Here is a 20748-nt window from a genome sequence, read left to right as displayed (position 1 = left end):
CGCCGCGGGGCTCCGAAGACCAGAGATCGTTCCATGTCGCTCATCAATATCCGCGCCCTCGGCGTCACCGTCTCCACCCCGCTTTTCGCCAATCTCAACCTCGCCGTCGCCGCCGGCGACCGGATCGGCCTCGTGGCGGCCAACGGGCGGGGAAAATCCACCCTGCTCAAATGCATCACCGGCGCATTCGAGCCGACGACAGGCGAGATCACCCGCGCGCGCGGCCTCACCGTCGGGCATATGGAGCAGAACCTTCCGACCGGCCTCGACGCGCTGACCTTCCGCGAGGCCGTGCTCGGCGCGCTTTCTACCGAACAGCAGGAGAGCGAAAGCTGGCGGGCCGATGTCACGCTGGAGGAGCTGGAAGTCCCCGAGACGCTGCGCGAGCGGCCGCTCCGCCAGCTCAGCGGCGGCTGGCAGCGCATCGCGCTGATCGCCCGCGTGCGCGTCGGCGAGCCGGACGTGCTGCTCCTCGACGAGCCGACCAACCATCTCGACCTCTCGAAGATCGCCCGGCTGGAGGGGTGGCTCGCCAGCCTGCCGCGCGACATGCCGGTCGTCATCTCCAGCCACGACCGCGCCTTCCTCGACGCCGTGACCAACCGCACGCTGTTCCTGAGGCCCGAGCGCTCGCAACTCTTCACGTTGCCCTATTCGCGCGCCCGGGCGGCGCTCGACGAGGCGGACGCGGCCGAGGAGCGGCGCTTCGAGAAGGACATGAAGGTTGCCCAGCAGCTGCGCCAGCAGGCCGCCAAGCTCAACAATATCGGCATCAACTCCGGCAGTGACCTCCTGGTGGTCAAGACCAAGCAGCTGAAGGAACGGGCCGAGCGGATCGAGGACGCCGCGCGCCCCGCCCACCAGGAGCGCTCGGCCGGCGCCATCCGCCTCGCCAACCGTGGCACCCATGCCAAGGTGCTGGTGACGTTGGAGGACGCCGCCGTGGAGACGCCGGATGGCACCCTCCTCTTCCGCACGGACCAGAAGTTCATCTGCCAGGGCGACCGCATCGTGCTGCTCGGCCTCAACGGAGCCGGCAAGACGCGGCTCGTCCAGCGGCTGCGCGCGGCGATCGCGGCAGCGGGCGCCGGTCAGGAGGGCATCAAGGCGACGCCCTCGCTGGTGCTCGGTTATGGCGACCAGGCGCTTTCGGACCTTTCGGACGCCGCGACGCCGCACGGCACGATCATCCATCGCTTCGACATCGGCGACCAGCGGGCGCGCAGCCTTCTGGCCGGCGCCGGGCTCTCCATCGAACAGCAGGGGCGGCCGGTCGGCCAGCTCTCCGGCGGGCAGAAGGCGCGGCTCGGCATGCTGGTGCTGCGGCTGACCAACCCGAACTTCTATCTGCTCGACGAGCCGACCAACCATCTCGACATCGAGGGCCAGGAGGCGCTGGAGCGGGAGCTGACGGCAAACGAGGCGAGCTGCCTCATCGTCTCGCACGACCGCGCCTTCGTGCGGTCGGTGGCCAACCGCTTCTGGGTGATCGAGAAGCGGCGGCTCATCGAGGTGGACGGACCCGAGGACTTCTTCGCCGAGGCGGCCCTATCCGCCTGAAACGATGCGCGGGTCGCCACGAAAATCCTCGCGGGAGAAGCCGATGCGACGCGGCGGGTGGTCGCACAGCGCCTGCACGCCAAGCCGCGAAAGCCGGATGCGCCAGGTCTGGCGCTCCACCGGCTTTGGCGCAGCGAAGACAGAGGCGGTGAGAAGTGCCATGTTGGTGCCGCCGGCCGGATCGCGCACCGAGCGATAGAGGATGGCGGCAAGGCCGGCCGCCCGCGCACCGTCGGCCAGCGACTGGCAGGCGGCGTAGTCGGTCGGGTGCGTCCACACGGCCGCATCGCGGTCGAGCGGTGGGGCGGTAAGGTCGAGCGCCCCGCCGGTCTCGACCAGGGCGGAAAACGCGGTGTAGTCGGCTGCGTTGGCCGGCAGCGGCGTTGCGGGCGATTCGGCGAAGAACAGCAGCCGGTAGAAGGCCATTTCGGAAAGCGCCGTCTCGACGGAAAGCCCGGCATAGTAGACGCCGAGCGTGCGCCCGGCGCGGCGGAAACGCGAGCCGTGCGGATAGACGGCACCGTAGCGGAACGGGGTCGCGAGCAGATAGTCGAGACCGGCGCATTCCGGCGGCAGCACCGGCTTGCTCTCCTCCAGGAGGTCCTCCAGCAGCGCCTGCTCGTCCAGCGTATCGACGAGTTTCAGCGTCGAGACGCGGTGCTGCGCCTCGACGAAACGCCAGACGGGCCCCGCAAAGGGCCGCGCCTCAGACGAGAGCGCGGCGGGCGTCCAGATAGGCGAGGACATCGACGAGGCCGGAAATGGAAACGATGCGGTCGACAGGGCGTTCGCCGAGCACGGTGTTGTCCGCCGTCATCCAGGCGCGGGCGACAGCCTCGTCGCCACCGGTGACGGCATCGAGCGAGCGGAAGAGGCGCACGAGCAGCACCGCCAGCTCGAACGGCTTGGTGCCACGCTCCAGAAGCACGTCCTGCCGCTTCAGCCGGGAGACCGTCGCCTCCGAGACGCCGATGACCGCCGAGAGGATGCGCGCCGTCAACCCCAGCCGCTCCGCCGCATTGACGGCCGCCTTGGTGAGCACGGCGCCTTCGGCATTGGCCTTTGCGATGGGCTTGCGTTGCATGGCGCGATTTCCTTTCATGAGAAACAATATAGCAATTATTTTTCTCATGACAAGCTGATCGAGCGCCCTCCCCGCACGACAAAAGGCCCGGAGGCTGGGGCTCCGGGCCTTTCGCTCAAAGGTCTGTGCCGGGGACGCTTACTTGCAGACCTTGATCTTCTTGATGATGACGTTGCCGTAGTAGTCGTAGGACTTTACCTTCTTGATGAAGCAATGCGGCTTGTAGCCATAGCTGTAATATCCGGCCTGCGAGGGGGCCGCGAAGGAGACGGCGGCAACGAGGGCAACGGTGGCGGAAACGATGATCTTGCGCATGGGGTCTCTCCTGATCTCTCTTGGATGAGCCTCTCTCATCCGGTGACCAGAAGGTCGCACATCGCCGCGCCCGCCGCTGTTTCGCATGGAACAGAGCCCGCGGGCCGGCCACGCCACAGCGACTGAGCGATTACCGAAAGGTAAATACAACCATAATTAGATATTTCTAAATTTAATATATGCTAAATAAAATTTCTCTACCGTTTACCATCTCCACGGTTCAGAACGGTAAGGCCTTCCCATGCAGATCTCCACGAAACTCAGTGCGGTGACGCTCGTCCTGACGCTGCTGCTCGCCGGCGCCACGCTTTCCACCTATCTCGTTCTCAATGCCATGTCGGCCTCGATGAGCACCATCGTCGTCGACCGGCTGCAGCCCGCTGCAAGCCTGAAGAAGGTCGGCGACCTCTATGCCGTCAACATCGTCGACACCGCCCACAAGGTGCGCAGCGGCGCGCTCGGCTGGGAGGAAGGACAGCGGCTGAACACGGAGGCGCTGGCGACCATCCAGACGATCTGGGACAGCTATGCCGCCTCCTACCTCACCAATGAGGAGCGCGGCCTCGTCGGCCAGATGAGCGCCGAAATGCAGAAGCAGGCCGGCAGCATCCAGGACCTCATCGCCATCCTGAAGGCCAGGGACAAGGCGGCGCTCGATGCCTATGTGGAAACGCGGCTCTACCCGACGATCGACCCGATCGGCACCTATGTCGCGGCCCTGGTCGACCTGCAGATCCGCGTCGGCGAGGAGGAATTCGCCAAGGCCAGCGCCACCAAGACCTTCAACCTCGTCCTGCTGTCGATCTTCGGCGCGGTGGCGCTCGCCGTCTCCGCCCTCGCCTTCTGGATCATCATCGCCGGCGTCTCGCGCCCGCTGAAGACGATCACCGCGATCATGCAGACGCTCGCCCGCGACGTCACCGATTTCGAGGTGCCGTTCCGCGGCCGCAAGGACGAGATCGGCAGCATTGCCGGCGCGGTCGAGATCTTTCGCCAGTCGGCGATCGACAAGCACCGGCTGGAGCGCGCGGCCGAGGCAAACCGCCTGCAGGCGGAGGCCGACCGGGTGCGCCTGCAGGACGAGGCGGAGGCGGCCGCGCAGAAACGCCTGCAGGAGGCGACCGCCGGTCTTGCCGCCGGCCTGCGCCGCCTTGCCGCCGGCGACCTCTCCTTCCGGCTGAACGATGCCTTCGCGCCGGATTTCGAGCAGCTGCGCAGCGACCTCAATGCCGCCGTGGGCCAGCTCGGCGAAGCGCTCGGCGCCGTCGCGCAGTCGGTCGAGGAGATGGATACGGGCACCCGCGAGATCAGCCACGGTGCCGACGCGCTCTCCCGGCGCACCGAGCAGCAGGCCGCCTCGCTCGAGGAAACCGCCGCCGCGCTCGACGAGATCACCGCCAATGTCGGCAATTCGACGCGGCGGGCGGAAGAGGCCCGCACGGTGGCGGTGGAAGCCAACGGCTCGGCCAGCCATTCCGGCGAGATCGTCGCGAGGGCCGTCAACGCCATGCAGCGCATCGAGCAGTCTTCGGGCCAGATCTCCAGCATCATCGGCGTGATCGACGAAATCGCCTTCCAGACCAACCTTCTGGCGCTGAATGCCGGCGTCGAGGCCGCGCGCGCCGGGGAAGCCGGCAAGGGCTTTGCCGTCGTCGCCCAGGAGGTGCGCGAGCTTGCCCAGCGCTCCGCCCAGGCGGCAAGGGAGATCAAGGAGCTCATCCGCAACTCCGAAACCGAGGTGCGCAACGGCGTGAAGCTGGTCAGCGACACCGGCGAGGCCCTGCAGGCGATCGGCGGCCATGTCGCGACGATCAACCAGCACATGGAGGCGATCGCCGTCTCCGCCCGCGAACAGTCCGTCGGGCTCTCGGAGATCAACACGGCCGTCAACCAGATGGACCAGACGACGCAGCAGAATGCCGCCATGGTGGAGGAAACCAACGCCGCCTCCGCAACGCTGGTGGCGCAGGCCGAAAAGCTGCGGCAGCTGATCGGCCGCTTCACGCTCGCGCAGCCGGCCCGCGTGGCGCAGGCCGTACCGCAGCGCATCGCGCAGGCCCGGCCCCGCCTTGCCGGCAACACGGCCCTGAAGGCGGAGAGCTGGGAAGAGTTCTGATCTGCCCCAAGGACACAAAAAGGCCGCCCGGGACATGTTCCGGGCGGCCTTTTTCGTTTGGCTCACAAGCCGATCAGACGACGGTGGTCTTGACGTCCAGATTGCCGCGGGTGGCGTGGCTGTAGGGGCACACGACATGGGCCTTCTTGGCGAGGTCCTCGACCACGGCCTTGTCGACGCCGGGCACGGAGACTTCGAGCGCAGCTTCAAGGCCGAAACCGCCGCCATCTTCGCGCGGGCCGATGCCGACAGTCGCCGTGACCTTGGCGTCATCGGGGATCTTTACCTTTTCCTTGCCGGCGACGAACTTCAGCGCGCCGAGGAAGCAGGCGGAATAACCGACAGCGAAGAGCTTTTCCGGGTTGGCGCCGGCCGCGCCGTCACCACCGAGTTCCTTCGGCAGGGTGAGCGTGACATCGACGGTGCCGTCTTCGGTTGCGCCATGGCCGGCGCGGCCGCCGGTTGCAGAAGCCTTGGTTCTGTAGAGAATGGGCATGGGATGTCTCCTTCCGGGTTTCGTTGCTGATGGAATCTAGATAGCGCAAAATTAGATTGCGCGCAATATGATTTTGCAAATTGCAATTTTTTACCGTTTGTGCGACAATGGCACCATGACCGACAAACGTGACGAAGCTGAGACGGACGATATCCCCGCGGGCATGCTGGCCCTCGACCAGCAGCTCTGTTTCGCCGTCTATTCGGCCGCCCATGCGCTGAACCGCACCTATAAGCCGCTGCTCGATCCCTATGGCCTCACCTATCCGCAATATATCGTGCTGATGACGCTGTGGGAGGAGGACGGGCGCACGGTGAAGGCGCTGGGCACGACACTCGGCCTTGATTCCGGCACGCTCTCCCCTCTCCTCAAGCGGCTGGAGGCAGCCGGCTACATCCACCGTGCCCGCGACCGGAGCGACGAGCGTCAGGTCCTCATCACCCTCACCGACAAGGGCCATGCGATGAAGCGCGAGGCCGTGGCGATCCGCATGCAGATCGGCAAGGCGACGGGCTGTTCGGTCGAGGCCCTGCAGGCCCTGACCGCGGATCTGCAAACCCTCACCGGGCAGCTCGACACCGGCACGACGCGGGACGATGCCGCCTGACCGGCGGAGATTTTACCGTATCCTTCCCCTACGGCACCTGTTCGCGATGCAACCTTCACGCTAGAGTGCGCGCGGCGGTCGAACCGCGATGGGGGCACTCTTGAATTCTGCATGGTCCTGGCAAAGGGCGAACGTCGCGGCGGGCCTTTGGTGCATCGTCGTGGGCACCGTCATGGTGGCGATCTGGCTTGCGGAGCCCGTCGACCTGGCGAAGCGCCATCCCTACCTGTTCGGCATGAAGTTCAATGCGGCCCTCGCCTTCGCCATCGTCGGGCTCGCGCTCCTTCTTTCCACACGCGGCCTCGTGCGCCTGCCGGCACTGATGATGCTGCCGGTCTTCCTCTACGGCGCACTGGCCCTCTCCCAGCATGTCTTCGGCATCGATGCGGGCATCGACACGCTGCTGCACACGCCCTTCGTCGATATCGGCACCAGCCTGCCGGGGCGGATCGCCCCCAACACGGCGCTCTGCCTGATGCTGGTCAGCCTGGCTCTGGCGCTGCGGGCCCTGTCCGGCCGCAACAGCATGATGCAGATAGCGCTCGGCTTCGTCACCTTCATCATCGCGGCGGCCGCCCTGATCGGCTACGCGATCTCGCTGGACTTCGCCCATGACTGGGTGCGCTTCACGCGCATGTCCTTCCAGAGCGGGAGCTGCTTCGTCGCCGTCAGCGTCGCGCTCATCTTCGTGGGCACGGAAGAGACCGGCCAGGACCGGTTGACGCTTGCCGGCGTGCTCGGCCTTGCCACCTACCTTCTCCTGCTCGGCATGGCCTATTACGAGCTGGAGCGCTACGAGGCCTCGTTCGGCATCACCTTCTCGGGCGACGGCACGAATGCCCGCGCGACGCTCTCCTCGCTGGTGCTGATCTCCGGCCTTCTCTACGGCGCCCTCGTCGCGCACCTCTATTTCTCGTCCCGCCGTGCGCGGCGCATGGCAGCGGATCTCGCAGAAAGCCGCGCCCGGCTCACGGCCATCATCGACAACGCGGTGGACGGCATCATCACCATCGACGACCGCGGCCTCATCCTCTCGGCCAACCCGGCCTGCACGCGCATCTTCGGCTTTTCGCCGGAGGAGATGATGGGGCGCAACGTCAAGATGCTGATGCCCGAGCCCTATCACGGCGAGCACGACCGCTACATTTCCAACTACAACCACAGCGGCGAGGCGAAGATCATTGGCATCGGCCGCGAGGTGGAGGGCCGGCGCAAGGACGGCAGCATTTTCCCGCTCGACCTTGCCGTCGCCAAGCTGGAGCTCGACGGCGCGGTCATCTACAGCGGCATCGTGCGCGACATTTCCGAGCGCAAGGCGAGCGAGCAGGCGCTGATCGAGGCCAATGCCGAACTGGAGGAGTTCGCCTACCGTACCTCGCACGACCTGCGCTCGCCGATCGCCTCCTCGCTCGGCCTGCTCACCATTTCCAGGGACATGCTGGCAGAAGGCGAGATCACGGCGCTCGGCCAGACGTTGCAGCGCATGGAGAAGAATTTCCGCCGGCTCGACCACCTGATCCAGAACATCATCACCATCACCCGCAACCGGCTGATGGAGGAGGAAGAGCGGCCCATCGCGCTGCGGGCGCTCGTGTCCGAGGCGATCGACGCGCTGTCGCATCTTGAGGATTCCAAGCGGATCCACATCGAAAATCATGTGCCGGCGGAATTGACAATCCTAAGCAAGCCGTCGAAATTCCAGGTCATCGTCGGCAACATGCTCTCCAACGCGGTCAAGTATCACGACCCGAAGGAAGCCGAGCCGGCGATCGACATCCGCGCCTTCCGCTATGCCGGCAAGCTGCGGCTGTCGGTGGAAGACAACGGCCTGGGCGTTCCGCCCGCAAGCCGCCATTTGTTGTTCAAGATGTTCAAACGGCTACACCCGAACCGATCCTTCGGCAGCGGGCTCGGCCTCTACATATTGAGAAAGAGCACGGAAGCCCTCGGCGGCACGGCGCTCTATGAAGCTAGAGATAAGGGCAGCCGGTTCATCATAGAACTGCCCGACGGGGACTGAGCATGAATATCCAATCGATCCTGATCGTCGATGACGATGAGAACGACCAGTTCATCTGTGAATACACCATCCGCAAATACGATCCGTCGATCCGCATCCTGAAGGCGTTCGACGGTGCGGAGGCGCTCGACATCCTGCACCGCGAAACGCCCAACGCCATCATCCTCGACATCAACATGCCCGTCATGAACGGCTTCGAATTCCTCGACCGCTATGCCGAGGAATTCGAGGTGCACGCCCCCGTCGTCGCCATGCTGACGAGCTCCCATCTCGGCAAGGACCGCGAACGGGCGATGCAATACAGCTTCGTGAAAAGCTATTTCGAAAAACCCCTGCAGGCCGATCACCTGCGCATCATGGCGGAACTGCTCGACGAATAGCGCCGGCGGGAGGGGCGCCGGTCCGGATTGCATACAATTTCCGCGCCCGCCCCGCTTTCCCTCTCCCATTCAGGAAATCCTTCGCCATAGTGGCCGCATGTCCACGATTCGCCCCCTGATTCCCCTTCTCGTCACCGCAGGCATCCTGATCGGAGGGAACGGGCTGCAGGGTACGTTCATCGCGCTGCGCGCCTCGCAGGAAGGCTTTTCCACCTCGGTCATCGGCTTCGTCGGCGCGGGCTATTCCATCGGGTTTGCCATCGGCTGCATCTATGTGACGCGCGTCCTGCGCGCCATCGGCCATATCCGCACCTTCTCCGCCATGGCGGCCATCGCCTCGGCCTCGGCGATCGCCATGCTCCTGGTCGTCGACCCGATCTTCTGGTTCGCCATGCGGCTCGTCGCCGGCATCTGTTTCGCCAGCCTCTTCGCCACCGTCGAGAGCTGGCTGAACGCCGCCGTCACCAATGCCAACCGGGCACGCACCCTCTCGATCTACCGCCTCGTCGACCTCGGCTCCGTGACGGCGGCACAGTATCTCATCCCGGGCATCGGCATCGGCGGCTTCGAGCTCTTCGCCATCGTCGCCATGTCGCTGTCGCTGTCGCTGGTGCCGATCTCGCTTGCCGACCGCTCCAGCCCGACGGTGCCCGAGGCGATCCGCTTCGACGTCAAGAAGCTCTGGAACATCTCGCCGCTGGCGACCGTCGGCTGCATCGTCGTCGGCCTCACCAATGCGGCCTTCCGCAATCTCGGGCCGATCTACGCCCACGACATCGGCCTGACGGTGACGGCGATCGCCAGCTTCATGAGCGCCGGCATCGTCGGCGGCGTGGTGCTGCAATATCCCCTCGGCCTCTATTCCGACCGGCTCGACCGGCGTCTGATCATCCTCATCGCCACCTTCGGCTCGGCGCTTGCCGCGCTCTACCTCGCCATCTTCGCCGGCGGCGACGAACTGAAGAACCTTGTCGGCATCTTCGTCTTCGGCGCCTTCGCCATGCCGCTCTATTCGCTCTGCTCCGCCCATGCCAACGATCATGCGGGCGAAGGCGAACATGCGCTGGTTTCCGCCGGCATGCTGTTCTTCTGGTCCTGCGGGGCGATCATCGGCCCGCTCTTCGCCTCGGTTCTGCTGCAGTTCTTCGGCCCGCAGGCGCTGTTCCTCTACACCGCCGTCGTCCTCGTCGCCTTCATGGCCTATACGGCGCTGCGCATGAGCGCCCGCCCGGCCGTGCCCGCCGGCGCGCGGCGCAGCCGCTTCCGCAACCTCCTGCGCACCTCCTTCTTCTTCAACAAGCTCGCCGACAAGGACCGCAACGGCGAGCCGTGAGCCTGCGGCAATGTGGTCGAGCGGCGCTTATTGCTGAGCCATGCCCTCAGGTTTAGAAGCAAGGGACGCACCGGAGGGACTGCCATGCTGACACGCCGCACGCTGATGAAGGGCGCACTCGTCGCCGGGGCCTATGCCGGCGGCGTCGGGCTGGCAGGCCGCTATGGTGGGCTGGCGAAGGCGGCGGCGGCGACAACGCTCGTCGCCCGTCCCGGCGAGGCGATGCTCACCGGCAAGGGCCCGACCAGGGGCGTCATGACCTATGGCGATGCCGAGATTCCGCCGGTGCTGCGCATGCGGCGCGGCGAAGCCTTTGCCCTGCGCCTCGACAACAGGCTCGACGAGCCGACGACAATCCACTGGCACGGGCTTCGCATCGACAACAAGATGGACGGCGTGCCCTTCCTGACCCAGCCCTATGTCTATGGCGGCGACGGGTTCGACTATGCCTTCACCCCGCCCGATGCCGGCACCTTCTGGTACCATCCCCACTGCAACACGCTGGAACAGATGGGCCGCGGCCTTGCCGGGCTCATCGTGGTGGAGGACCCGGCAGATCCGGTCTTCGACGCCGAGATCGTGCTCAACCTGCGCGACTGGCGGCTCGGCGGCGACGGCCAGTTCATCGCCCAGTTCAAGCCGCGCGATGCCGCCCGGGCCGGCACCTTCGGCACGGTGCGCACCGCCAACTGGCGGCAGTCGCCGCAATATGACGCGCCGGCCGGCGGCCTCGTGCGCCTGCGCCTTGCCGCGACCGACGTCACCCGCATCCTTGCGCTCCAGGTGGAAGGCGCGGAGGCCACGGTCATCGCCCTCGACGGCAATCCGGCGGCGACGCGCTTTGCGCTCGACCATCTGCTGATCGGCCCCGGCCAGCGGCTCGATCTCGCGCTGCGCATGCCCGACATGGAAGGCGCCGTCGCGGCGCTGAAGGACCTGCGCGGCACGAAGCCGGCAACGCTCGCCACCTTCCGCGCCACCGGCGCCTCGCTGAAGCGCGACGCGCGCGACCTGCCGTTGCTTTCGCAAAATCCGCTGCCCGAGCCGGACCTTTCCGCCGCCACCGAAATCCCCTTCATCCTCAGCGCCTCGGCGGAGGAGCGGCCGAAGGACGGCATCTGCGGCTCGCTCGGCTACAATTTCTGGGCCATCAACAAGGTGCCGTGGGCGGACGACACGGGCGACCCGACCGCCCCGCTCGCCGAGATGAAGGCGGGCCGGACCTATATCTTCAATGTCGAGAACCCGACGCCGCAGGTCCACCCCCTCCACCTGCACGGCCTCGTCTTCCGGCCGATGAATTCCAACAAGCAGGCGATCCGCCCGCATTTTTCCGACACCTACCTTATCCTGCCGGACGAGAAGGTGCAGCTCGCCCTCGTCGCCGACAATCCGGGCGACTGGGTGTTTCATTGCCACATCATCGAGCACCAGAAGACCGGCATGACGAGCTATGTGCGGGTGACCTGACATCCGGAGGGCCAAGTTTTCGATTGTGGCAAAACCGTGGAACGTCTAAAGCTGCCCGATCCAAGAACGAGAAAGTCCGCCCGAGCCGCTATGCAGATCATCGAGACCACCGCAGCCCTTGCCGAAGCCTGTGAGACACTCGCCCGGTCCGAGTATCTGACCATCGACACGGAGTTCCTGCGGGAAACCACCTTCTGGCCGGAACTCTGCCTGATCCAGCTGGCGGGACCCGAGATCGAGGTGATCGTCGATCCGCTGGCCAAGGGTCTCGACCTCGCCCCCTTCTTCGCCCTGATGGCGAACCCGGCGGTGCTGAAGGTGTTCCATGCCGCCCGGCAGGACATCGAGATCATCGTCAACCGCGGCGACCTCATTCCGCATCCGATCTTCGACACGCAGGTTGCCGCCATGGTCTGCGGCTTCGGCGACAGCGTGTCCTACGACCAGCTCGTCCAGAAGATCAAGAGCGTGCATATCGACAAGTCCTCGCGCTTCACCGACTGGAGCCGCCGGCCGCTCACCGAAAAGCAGCTCGAATATGCGCTGGCCGACGTGACGCACCTGCGCGACGTCTATCTCGCGCTCAAGGAGAAGCTGGAGGCCGCCGGCCGCTCGCTGTGGCTGACCGAGGAAATGGCGGTCCTGGAATCGCGCGAGACCTACGACCTGCATCCGGACGACGCCTGGAAGCGGCTGAAGATGCGCGTCAAGAAGCCGATCGAGCTGGCCGTGCTGCAGAAGGTCGCCGCCTGGCGCGAGCGCGAGGCGCGCGGCCGCAACGTGCCGCGGTCGCGCATCCTGAAGGACGACACGATCTACGAGATCGCCCAGCAGCAGCCGGCCGATGCCGAGGCGCTGGCGCGCCTGCGTACCATTCCCAAGGGCTGGGAGCGCTCGCAATCGGGTGCCGCCCTGCTGGAGGCCATCAACGAGGCGCTCGCCATTCCGAAGACCGACCTGCCGCGCCTGCCCCGACAGGCCCACGTGCCGGAGGGGGCTGCCGCGGCCAGCGAAATGCTGAAGGTGCTCCTGAAGATCGTCTCGGAGAAGGAAGGCGTCGCCGCCAAGATCATCGCCAACAGCGACGATCTGGAAAAGATCGCCGTCGACGGCGAGAAGGCCGAGGTCGCCGCCCTCTCCGGCTGGCGCCGCGAGCTCTTCGGGGAAACAGCCCTCAACCTCATCACCGGCAAGGTGGCACTGCGCTTCGTCGACAAGAAGATCGAGGCGGTCGCACTTTAGCGCATTTCCAGCCGAAGCGAGATCGCTTCGGCGTCGGACAATGCGGTAAAAACAAGAATCCAGGGCATTTCCGGTAAACCGGAGTTCGCTGGAAATGCCCCAGTCAGGCGTGCAGCTTCGCTCCCTTGGTGATTCGGTCGACCGTCTTCTTGTCGGCGTGCACCGCGATGCCGACGACCTTGGCGTCAGCGGGCCCGAATTCTGAAAAGACGGCGCGGTTGGCGGCGTCGTGGCCGGTCGCAAACATTTCCTCGATATAGACGGAGGCCGGGACGTCGCGTTCCAGCGCCCGGGCATGGATCTTCGACAGCGTCGTTCCGTCCCCCGACAGCACGATGACCGGCTGCACGCTCAGCGCATTGTAGACATTGCCGGCCGCATCGCGATAAGCTTCGCCGATCAGCTCCGGTTTCCGGCCGATGACGCCGCCGGACAGGAAGGCGGTCACGTTCAGCTTCTGCCAGACCTCCAGGTCCTCGCGCAGGACGATGGCGAACTTGGTATCGAACATGCAGGTATACTCCCGGGAAGAGGCTGCGGACCATTCCGCGGCCAATGCGATAGCAGGCGCGGTCGAAGGCCCGCTTGAACGTTCGTGCACGGAAAGGGACCGCATCCTCGTGGCGCCGGAACTCGCCGGCATCGAACGCATCGAGGCGCGCTTCCACGGCAAGGGCTTCGAGCCGCACCGGCACGACACTTATGCGCTCGGCGTCACAATGGCCGGCATCCAGACCTTCTCCTACCGCGGCGAGGCCCGCTTCAGCCCGCCCGGCAACGTGATCGTGCTGCATCCCGACGAGATGCATGACGGGGGCGCGGCCACCGAGGACGGCCTCACCTACCGCATGATCTACATCCCGCCGGAGCGCTTCCTGCCTGCGACCGCCGCGCGCGGGCGTACGCTGCCCTTCGTCGCCGCGCCCGTCATTGACGATCCGAAGCTGGCGGGCCTGCTGCTGGACGCCATCGGCAGCATGGATGCGGCAATCGAACCGCTGAAGCTCGACGAGCTGCTGGGAGAAATCGCCGGCCTTCTGCTCGACCATGCCGGCGCGCCGCAGGCGAAGATGGGCCGGCTCGCCCATCCGGAGGTGCGTCGGGCCTGCGATTTCCTCAGGGAAAACCTTTCCCGGCAGGTGAACTCCGCGGAGCTCGAACAGGTGACCGGACTGGACCGCTTCGCGCTGTCCCGGCAGTTCCGCCAGCTGCTCGGCACCAGCCCGCACCGTTATCTCGTCATGCGCCGGCTGGAGCGGGCAAAAACCCTGATCGCTGCGGGGGAAAGCATCGCCGAAGCCGCCTTTGCCAGCGGCTTTGCCGACCAGGCGCATCTCAACCGCCACTTCAAGAAGGCGCTCGGCATGACGCCCGGCCGCTTTGCGGCGCTCGCCATCTGATCCCAGAAATCCCCCGGACCGTCACGAAAGCGACAAGCAACTGTCAAGCAGCAGTCATGTGCGCCCCCTATCAACGGCCTCGTTTTGCCAACCCGATGGGGATATTCATGACCAGACATCTTTTTTCGACCGCCGCGCTCGCACTCCTGATGGCAACCGCCGCCGGGGCCAGCGACAAGGAATTTCCGGCCACGCTGAAGGCCCATGCGATCCTGCCGGCCAACACGATCATCGCCGCCCCGGCCGATGCCGCCACCTATCTGAAGACCTCGGGCAAGTTCACCACCGCCGACCGCAAGCGCACCGAGGCGCTCGGCACCGTCATGGGCAAGGACGGCGTGCGCGAGACCGGCCTGTCGCTGCCCTTCGACGGCCAGCCGATGCAGGGTTTCTCCGGCATCAAGGCCATGGAGGACGGCTCGTTCTGGACGCTTTCCGACAACGGTTTCGGCAACAAGCTGAACTCCACCGACGCCATGCTGATGCTGCACAATGTGCGCTTCGACTGGGACAAGGGCACGATGGAGCCGGTCAAGACCGTCTTCCTCTCGGACCCGGATAAAAAAGCACCGTTCCCGATCGTCATGGAAGGCGCTGAAAAGCGCTATCTGACGGGCGGCGACTTCGACGTCGAATCCATCCAGCCGGTTGCCGACGGCTTCTGGGTCGGCGAGGAATTCGGCCCCTACATCCTGAAATTCGACCTCGACGGCAAGCTCACCGACGTGATCGCCACCGAGGTGGACGGCGAGCCGGTCACCTCGCCGGACAATGCAACGCTCGCCGTGCAGGCCGATCCCACCAAGAAGATGCCGGCCTTCAACCTGAAGCGTTCCGGCGGCTATGAGGGCCTGGCGCTCTCCAAGGACGGCACGAAGCTCTACGGCCTCCTGGAAGGCCCGATCTGGGTGGACAGCGAGAGCGTCGAGCAGGCAGACGGACGGCCTGCGCTGCGCATCATCGAGCTCGACGTCGCCTCCCGGGCGTGGACGGGCCGCAGCTGGCTCTATCCGCTCGCCGAGGGCGGCGAGGCGATCGGCGACTTCAACATGCTGGACGAAACGACCGCGCTGGTGATCGAACGCGACAACGGCGTCGGCACTGCGGACAAGGCCTGCGCCGACGCCAAGGACCCCAAGCCCGGCTGCTTTGCCACCGCCTCGAAGGTCAAGCGCATCTACAAGATCGCCATGACCGACGAGAATGCCGGCAAGGCCGTGCGCAAGATCGGCTATATCGACCTCCTGAAGATCGCCGACCCCGACAACAGGAAGCGCCAGGGCGGCGGCGAAGGCTTCTACGACATGCCGTTCCTGACGATCGAGAATGTCGACCGCATCGACGAGACCCACATCATCGTCGGCAACGACAACAACCTGCCCTTCTCCGCCGGCCGCGCCCTCGACAAGGCCGACGACAACGAGTTCGTGCTCATCGAAGCGGGCGACCTGCTGAAGGCCGAGTGAACATCTGCGGCGGCGCCTCCGGGCGCCGCTGCTCCCCTTGATGTCTAGCGCGGATCGACCAGTTGCAGGATGAGCTGGTGGACGTTGCCACCGTCGTTGAGTTCGACCTGGTCGAAGTCGCGGCTGCGGGTGCGCTGGGCCTGGGAGAGTTCGCCGAGCTTTGCCTGAAGCTGCGGGCGGATCTTCTGGCAATTGGGATCGTTTTCGACCGTCATGCCGACACTCGCCGCCTCGATCTCCTTCACCATGTCCCTGATGAAATCCCCATGCACCTTCTCATGGGCGGTCACGCCGGCAATGAAAGTATCCCAGCGGCTCTTCAGCGGCTCGGAGAGCTTCGTCTTCAGCTTGGGCAGCGTATAGGTGATGATCAGCTTCGGCCTGTTGACCGTGATGGTGCAGGCATTGCCCTGGCGCTCGTACTTGCGCGTCCAGGTAAGCTTGAAGCCGGTATGGGCGATGACGCGGCCAACGCCGAGCTTCGGACCGCGCGCGCCGATCGACTGGTAGATCTCGAGCCCCGTCGAACCCGCGACGCTGTAGGGCTCGACGCGCTCGACCGCCTGCCATTCCTGCGCAGCCGCGCTTGCGGCAAAGAACAGGGCTGAAAGAAGGGTCAGGGCTCTCATCGCAGGCCTCACAGGAACCGGAAGGCGAGCTTCCTGCCCGTCAGCTTGGCAAGCTGCTGGAGGCGGCCGTCGAGCCGTTCGCCGGCAAGCTCGGAAAAATCGGCGGGCACGACGAATTCGAGGTCGGTATCCGGCGCGCTCGACTTGCGGATGGAAAGGTGCGGCACGACGCCGGGCATGGAGGCAGAGAACGGGTAGACGATCCGCAGCAGGGCGCCGACGAGTTTCGCCAGCTCACGCAGCCGGGGCGTGGCGATTGCGGCCAGCGAACTGCTGACGGCATCGTCGTTCAGGCCTTCGAAGCGGTAGTAATTGGTGAGTGCGATGAAGGCGCGGCCCGGATGGGTGATGCCGATGAAGGTGCCGTGTGCGATGAGGTTCAGCGCCTGCAGGCCGCGATAATCGGGATGGGCGCGCCAGCTGATATCGGCAAGCAGGCAGGCAGCCTCGCGGTAGCGGCGCTCCTCCTCCGTTTCGGTGATACCGAAGAACGGCATCATGCGGCCGGTCCATTCGGCAAGCTCGCGGGCATGTTCCGGCGAGCGGGCGCGCAGGATGGCAAGCTCGCCGGCGGCGGCAAGCAGTGGATCGCGCCCCTTTTCCCGGTCGGGCAAGAGCGAATAGAGAAAACCTTCGCGCACGCCCTGCGCGGAGAAGAAGACCCGGGAGGGCTTCATCAGCGCGATCGTCTCCTGCAGGGCGACGGCGCCGAAGGGAAGCAGGTTGCGGCGGCCCTTGGAGATCGCCGCATAGGCGGCGTCCTTCTGGTCCTTGGCCGTCACGATGTCCGTCAGGAAATCCATGGCATCGGCAAAGCCGAGCTCATAGCCCTGGATCATGTGCAGCGGATAGTTCTGCACCTCCATGTGCAGGGCGCCGATGGCGCGCCAGGTGCCACCGACGGCATAGAAGGCGCGGCCGGTGCCGTTCTTCAGGAGGTTGGCGGTGCGCAGGTACTTGCGCGCGACGATACGGGCCTGGGCGGTCGAGCCGCCGGAGGCTTCCGAGAGGCGGATGCCGCCAAGCGGCAGCGTGATGCCGCGGCCGATCATGGCGCCCGCCACGTCGACCAGCTCCAGCGAGCCGCCGCCAAGGTCGCCGACGATGCCGTCGGGATCGTGAAAACCGCTGACGATGCCGAGCGCGGAGAAATAGGCCTCTTCCTCGCCGGTGAGGACGCGGATCTTCTGGCCGAGGATGAGCTGCGCCTGGTGGATGAAATCCGGACCGTTTTCCGCCTCGCGCGCCGCGGCGGTCGCCAGCGCGAACATGGTGGAGGCGCGCGCCTGCCAGGAGAGCGCCTTGAAGCGATGAAGGGCGGCAAGCGCCCGCTCGACGCTGGCGGGATCCATGCGACCGGTCTTGGCAAGACCCTTGCCGAGGCCGCACATGACCTTCTCGTTGAACAGGATGGCCGGCGAACGGCTCATGCCCTCGTAGATCACGAGGCGAATCGAGTTCGAACCGATATCCACGACTGACACCGGGGCAATTCCAGGCAAACGCCCCTGGGCTTCAGACTCAACCATGCATATCCAGTTTACTTCTTACGGCGGCCTTTCCAGCCCGCGATCGCCTTCGGTGCCGAGGACTTCAGAGCTTCACCCCGGCCGGACAGGCTGGGGTTGGTCATGAAGTAGTGCTGAGCGTTGAACGGCTCGGCACCGGGCTGCACTTCCATGCGCCGGGACGTTCCGTCCGCAAGAATCTCGTAGCTCTGCTGGTTATCGATGAGATTGCCCAACATGATCTGCGAGAGAACCTGCTCATGCACCGTCCGGTTGATCAAAGGCACGAGTGTCTCGACTCGCCGGTCCAGGTTTCGCGGCATCATGTCCGCGGAGCTTATATAGACCAGCGCCTTGTCCGAGGGAAGCCCGTGGCCGTTGCCGAAGCAGAAGATGCGGGAATGTTCGAGGAAGCGGCCGACGATGGATTTGACATGGATGTTGTCGGAAAGGCCGGGAACCTGCGGGCGCAGGCAGCAGATGCCACGCACGACGAGATCCACCTCCACGCCCGCCTGGCTCGCGCGATAGAGCGCGTCGATGATGTCGGGGTCGACCAGTGAATTCATCTTCATCCAGATGGCCGCCGGAGCGCCGTTCCTGGCATGCGCAATCTCCTCCTCGATATGGCGGAGAATGCGCGGGCGCAGCGTATAGGGCGAGAAAGCGAGCTTCATGCCGGCTTCGGGCTCGCCGTAGCCGGTGATGAAGTTGAAGATGTTCGCCATGTCGTTGGCGATCGTCGGGTTACAGGTGAAGAAGGAAAGATCCGTATAGATCTTCGCGGTGATCGGATGGTAGTTGCCGGTGCCGAGGTGGCAATAGGTACGAAGCTTGCCCTCCTCGCGGCGCACGACCATCGACATCTTGGAATGGGTCTTCAGTTCGATGAAACCGAAGACGACCTGCACGCCGGCGCGTTCGAGGTCGCGCGCCCAGCGGATGTTGGCTTCCTCGTCGAAGCGGGCCTTCAGTTCCACCAGCGCCGTCACCGACTTGCCGGCCTCGGCGGCATCGATCAGCGCGCGCACGATCGGGCTGTCGTTGGAGGTGCGGTAGAGCGTCTGCTTTATCGCCAGAACGTCAGGATCGCGCGCAGCCTGGAGAAGGAACTGGACCACCACGTCGAAGCTTTCGTAGGGGTGGTGGACGACCATGTCCTTTTCGCGGATGGCGGCGAAGCAGTCTCCGGCATGCTCTCGGACGCGTTCGGGAAATCGGGCATTGTAGGGCTCGAACCGAAGGTCGTTGCGCGGCGCCTTGGCGATTTCCGACAGCGTGTTGAGGGCGAGAAGGCCGGGCAGAACGGCGACACGGTTGTCCGGCACGTTGAGTTCGCCGACGACGAAGCGGCGCAGCGATTCGGGCATTTCCGAATCGGTCTCGATGCGGATCACCGAGCCGCGACGGCGGCGCTTCAGCGCCGTCTCGAAGAAGCGCACGAGATCTTCGGCCTCTTCCTCCACTTCGATATCGCTGTCCCGGATGATGCGGAAGGTGCCCGAGCCGCGCACGATGTAGCCGGGGAAGAGCCTTCCGATAAAGAGGCCGACCGCGTCCTCCAGCGTGATGTAGCGGATCGCGCCCTTGGCGTCGGGCAGGCGGATGAAGCGGTCGAGCGCGACCGGCAGGCGCAGGAGCGCCGTCATCGGCTCCTTGCCCGTCGTGCTTTCCAGCTGCAGGCCGATCGAGAAGCCCAGATTGGGGATGAAGGGGAACGGATGGGCCGGGTCGATCGACAGCGGCGTCAGAACCGGGAAGATCGACTGGGTGAATTCCTGCTGCAGCCAGACCTTGTCGTCGCTCGACAGCCCGGTCGGACGCACGATCAGGATGTCTTCCTTGGCGAGATACTGCTGGAGCACAGCAAGCGAGGCCTGCTGCTCCATCTGGAGATTGTCGATCTCCTTGAGGATGTCGTCGAGCTGTTCGGCCGAAGTCTTGCCGTCGGGGCTGCGGATGCCGACGCCCTGGCGCACCTGGCCCTCGAGGCCGGCGACACGCACCATGAAGAATTCGTCGAGGTTGCCCGCCGAGATCGACAGGAAACGCACGCGCTCCAGCAGCGGATGGGCGGTGTTCAGCGTTTCCTCTAGGACGCGGCGATTGAACTGCAGCCAGGAGAATTCACGGTTGATGAAGCGTTCGGGGCTTGCCATCAAGGCTTCGACATCGACGGTCGCGCCTTCCGGCGGCGGCACCTGCTCGACGGGCTTTTCCTGCGCATGTTCCGAAGTCGCTGTATCCATTGGAGAGTCCGCCCCACTTTGCCGCCGGATCGGCCGCATGCTTGCCACGCGGGTTCGGACGGAAACCGATTTCCACTTTTCCCCGAACCGCTTAGCGTAGTTTGACGACGGAACTGTGACAGTCAATCCGGCAGGCCGGTTTAGCCGGCGAAATCCTCGCCCCCGGTCATGTCGCCGAGCACCTCCTGCGCCAGCGCGCGGGTGATCCGGCTGCCGCGGGCAAGCGCCAGCCGGTCGAGGCGCTCGACGAGCGTCTGGGCGGCCTCCAGCGAGCGTTCCATGCGGGCGACGATATAGGCCACAAGCCTTTCATCGACGAAGAGCTGACGGTCGGCGAAGAGCTTTATGATGACCTGCGAGAGCAGTTCGTCGTCCGGCTCGCCGATCTCGACTACCGTGGCAGCCTTCAGGCGCGAGCGCAGGTCCGCCAGCTCGACCGGCCAGGACATCGGCCAGAGCCGGCTGGTGATCATCAGCGTATGGCCGTTCTGGCGCACATTGTTGATGATGTGGAAGAGCGTGCGGTCGTCGAAACCGATCCGGTCGGCGTCCTCGATCAGCACCGGCCCGCGCTCGGCCGCCGCCTCGGCGCCCCTGCCCGCCTTCGCCTCGATGATCTCGGCCCCCGCCTTCTCGCGCCAGATGGCCGCGAGATGCGATTTTCCCGAGCCGACGGGACCGGCGATGACGACGACCGGCGACGGCCAGTGCGGCCAGGCGTCGATCATCGCCACGGCGGCGTTGACCGGCTCGGCGAGCAAAAGGTCGTCGCGCCCCGTCGCGGGGTCGTGCCCGAAGGCCAGCGGCAATTGTTCGGCGGTCTTGCGCGATGTCATGGTGCTACTCGGTACTAACTCTTCGTTCTGGCGCAAG

The 20748-nt window shown here is 65.4% G+C and carries 19 protein-coding genes; 10 read left to right on the top strand and 9 right to left on the bottom strand.

What is annotated here, in order from left to right; genetic code table 11:
* Positions 1-33: 33 nt before the first annotated feature.
* Entirely contained in the window at positions 34-1560 is a 1527-nt protein-coding gene (locus K0P03_RS04575) for an ABC-F family ATP-binding cassette domain-containing protein (RefSeq protein WP_272789020.1), read from the top strand.
* On the opposite strand, the gene K0P03_RS04570 is transcribed toward K0P03_RS04575, so the two are convergent.
* From K0P03_RS04570 to K0P03_RS04560, 3 genes are all read right to left on the bottom strand, one after another.
* Positions 1549-2307, bottom strand: coding sequence for an RES family NAD+ phosphorylase (locus K0P03_RS04570; protein WP_272789019.1), 759 nt, complete (start codon positions 2305-2307; stop codon positions 1549-1551). The genes K0P03_RS04575 and K0P03_RS04570 overlap by 12 nt on opposite strands.
* Complete coding sequence (locus K0P03_RS04565; RefSeq protein WP_050743515.1) at positions 2267-2644, bottom strand: MbcA/ParS/Xre antitoxin family protein; 378 nt, start codon at positions 2642-2644, stop codon at positions 2267-2269. The genes K0P03_RS04570 and K0P03_RS04565 overlap by 41 nt, the downstream gene beginning before the upstream one ends.
* Positions 2645-2782: 138 nt before the next feature.
* Entirely contained in the window at positions 2783-2959 is a 177-nt protein-coding gene (locus tag K0P03_RS04560) for a hypothetical protein (protein ID WP_023517002.1), read from the bottom strand.
* A 241-nt stretch (positions 2960-3200) separates the two neighbouring features.
* Between K0P03_RS04560 and K0P03_RS04555 the strand changes: the two genes are divergently transcribed.
* Positions 3201-5075 carry a methyl-accepting chemotaxis protein gene (locus K0P03_RS04555; protein WP_272789018.1) on the top strand — a complete coding sequence of 625 codons (1875 nt, stop codon included), beginning with the start codon at positions 3201-3203 and terminating at the stop codon, positions 5073-5075.
* Positions 5076-5148: 73 nt separating this feature from the next.
* On the opposite strand, the gene K0P03_RS04550 is transcribed toward K0P03_RS04555, so the two are convergent.
* Positions 5149-5571: an organic hydroperoxide resistance protein gene (locus K0P03_RS04550; RefSeq protein WP_024270860.1), complete on the bottom strand. Its 423-nt coding sequence runs from the start codon at positions 5569-5571 to the stop codon at positions 5149-5151.
* A 115-nt stretch (positions 5572-5686) separates the two neighbouring features.
* On the opposite strand from K0P03_RS04550, the gene K0P03_RS04545 reads away from it, so the two are divergent.
* The 6 genes from K0P03_RS04545 to rnd all read left to right on the top strand — a co-directional run bounded on the left by K0P03_RS04545 (position 5687) and on the right by rnd (position 12623).
* Positions 5687-6178 carry a MarR family winged helix-turn-helix transcriptional regulator gene (locus K0P03_RS04545; RefSeq protein WP_023515241.1) on the top strand — a complete coding sequence of 164 codons (492 nt, stop codon included), beginning with the start codon at positions 5687-5689 and terminating at the stop codon, positions 6176-6178.
* A 100-nt stretch (positions 6179-6278) separates the two neighbouring features.
* Complete coding sequence (locus K0P03_RS04540) at positions 6279-8198, top strand: sensor histidine kinase (protein WP_272789017.1); 1920 nt, start codon at positions 6279-6281, stop codon at positions 8196-8198.
* A 2-nt stretch (positions 8199-8200) separates the two neighbouring features.
* Positions 8201-8578, top strand: a complete 378-nt coding sequence (locus K0P03_RS04535; protein ID WP_023515243.1) for a response regulator — start codon at positions 8201-8203, stop codon at positions 8576-8578.
* A 97-nt stretch (positions 8579-8675) separates the two neighbouring features.
* The gene (locus K0P03_RS04530) at positions 8676-9911 is read left to right on the top strand and encodes an MFS transporter (RefSeq protein ID WP_023515244.1); all 1236 of its coding nucleotides are present in this window, start codon (positions 8676-8678) and stop codon (positions 9909-9911) included.
* 84 nt (positions 9912-9995) lie between these two features.
* Complete coding sequence (locus K0P03_RS04525) at positions 9996-11381, top strand: multicopper oxidase family protein (protein ID WP_272789016.1); 1386 nt, start codon at positions 9996-9998, stop codon at positions 11379-11381.
* Positions 11382-11477: 96 nt separating this feature from the next.
* A complete protein-coding gene (gene rnd, locus K0P03_RS04520) occupies positions 11478-12623 on the top strand; it encodes a ribonuclease D (protein ID WP_037407995.1) in 1146 nt (381 codons plus the stop codon).
* 103 nt (positions 12624-12726) lie between these two features.
* On the opposite strand, the gene K0P03_RS04515 is transcribed toward rnd, so the two are convergent.
* Positions 12727-13134, bottom strand: a complete 408-nt coding sequence (locus tag K0P03_RS04515) for a DUF2000 family protein (RefSeq protein ID WP_023515247.1) — start codon at positions 13132-13134, stop codon at positions 12727-12729.
* On the opposite strand from K0P03_RS04515, the gene K0P03_RS04510 reads away from it, so the two are divergent.
* Together K0P03_RS04510 and K0P03_RS04505 are read left to right on the top strand one after the other, a co-directional pair.
* Positions 13133-14023 carry an AraC family transcriptional regulator gene (locus tag K0P03_RS04510; RefSeq protein WP_272789015.1) on the top strand — a complete coding sequence of 297 codons (891 nt, stop codon included), beginning with the start codon at positions 13133-13135 and terminating at the stop codon, positions 14021-14023. The two genes, K0P03_RS04515 and K0P03_RS04510, sit on opposite strands and share 2 nt — an antisense overlap.
* 107 nt (positions 14024-14130) lie before the next feature.
* Positions 14131-15489, top strand: coding sequence for an esterase-like activity of phytase family protein (locus K0P03_RS04505; RefSeq protein WP_272789014.1), 1359 nt, complete (start codon positions 14131-14133; stop codon positions 15487-15489).
* Positions 15490-15533: 44 nt separating this feature from the next.
* Here K0P03_RS04505 and K0P03_RS04500 read toward each other — a convergent pair whose 3' ends face one another.
* The 4 genes from K0P03_RS04500 to hdaA form a co-directional block, all read right to left on the bottom strand.
* The gene (locus tag K0P03_RS04500; RefSeq protein ID WP_272789013.1) at positions 15534-16118 is read right to left on the bottom strand and encodes a DUF922 domain-containing Zn-dependent protease; all 585 of its coding nucleotides are present in this window, start codon (positions 16116-16118) and stop codon (positions 15534-15536) included.
* A gap of 8 nt (positions 16119-16126) precedes the next feature.
* Entirely contained in the window at positions 16127-17647 is a 1521-nt protein-coding gene (locus tag K0P03_RS04495) for a Ppx/GppA family phosphatase (RefSeq protein ID WP_023515251.1), read from the bottom strand.
* An 11-nt stretch (positions 17648-17658) separates the two neighbouring features.
* Positions 17659-19875, bottom strand: a complete 2217-nt coding sequence (locus tag K0P03_RS04490; protein WP_024270861.1) for an RNA degradosome polyphosphate kinase — start codon at positions 19873-19875, stop codon at positions 17659-17661.
* Between the two features lie 140 nt (positions 19876-20015).
* Positions 20016-20711, bottom strand: coding sequence for a DnaA regulatory inactivator HdaA (gene hdaA / locus K0P03_RS04485; RefSeq protein WP_272789012.1), 696 nt, complete (start codon positions 20709-20711; stop codon positions 20016-20018).
* Positions 20712-20748 lie beyond the last annotated feature (37 nt).

Source organism: Shinella sp. HY16, assembly GCF_028534175.1.
GTDB lineage: Bacteria > Pseudomonadota > Alphaproteobacteria > Rhizobiales > Rhizobiaceae > Shinella.
This window is presented reverse-complemented; position numbering and strand designations above follow the sequence as displayed.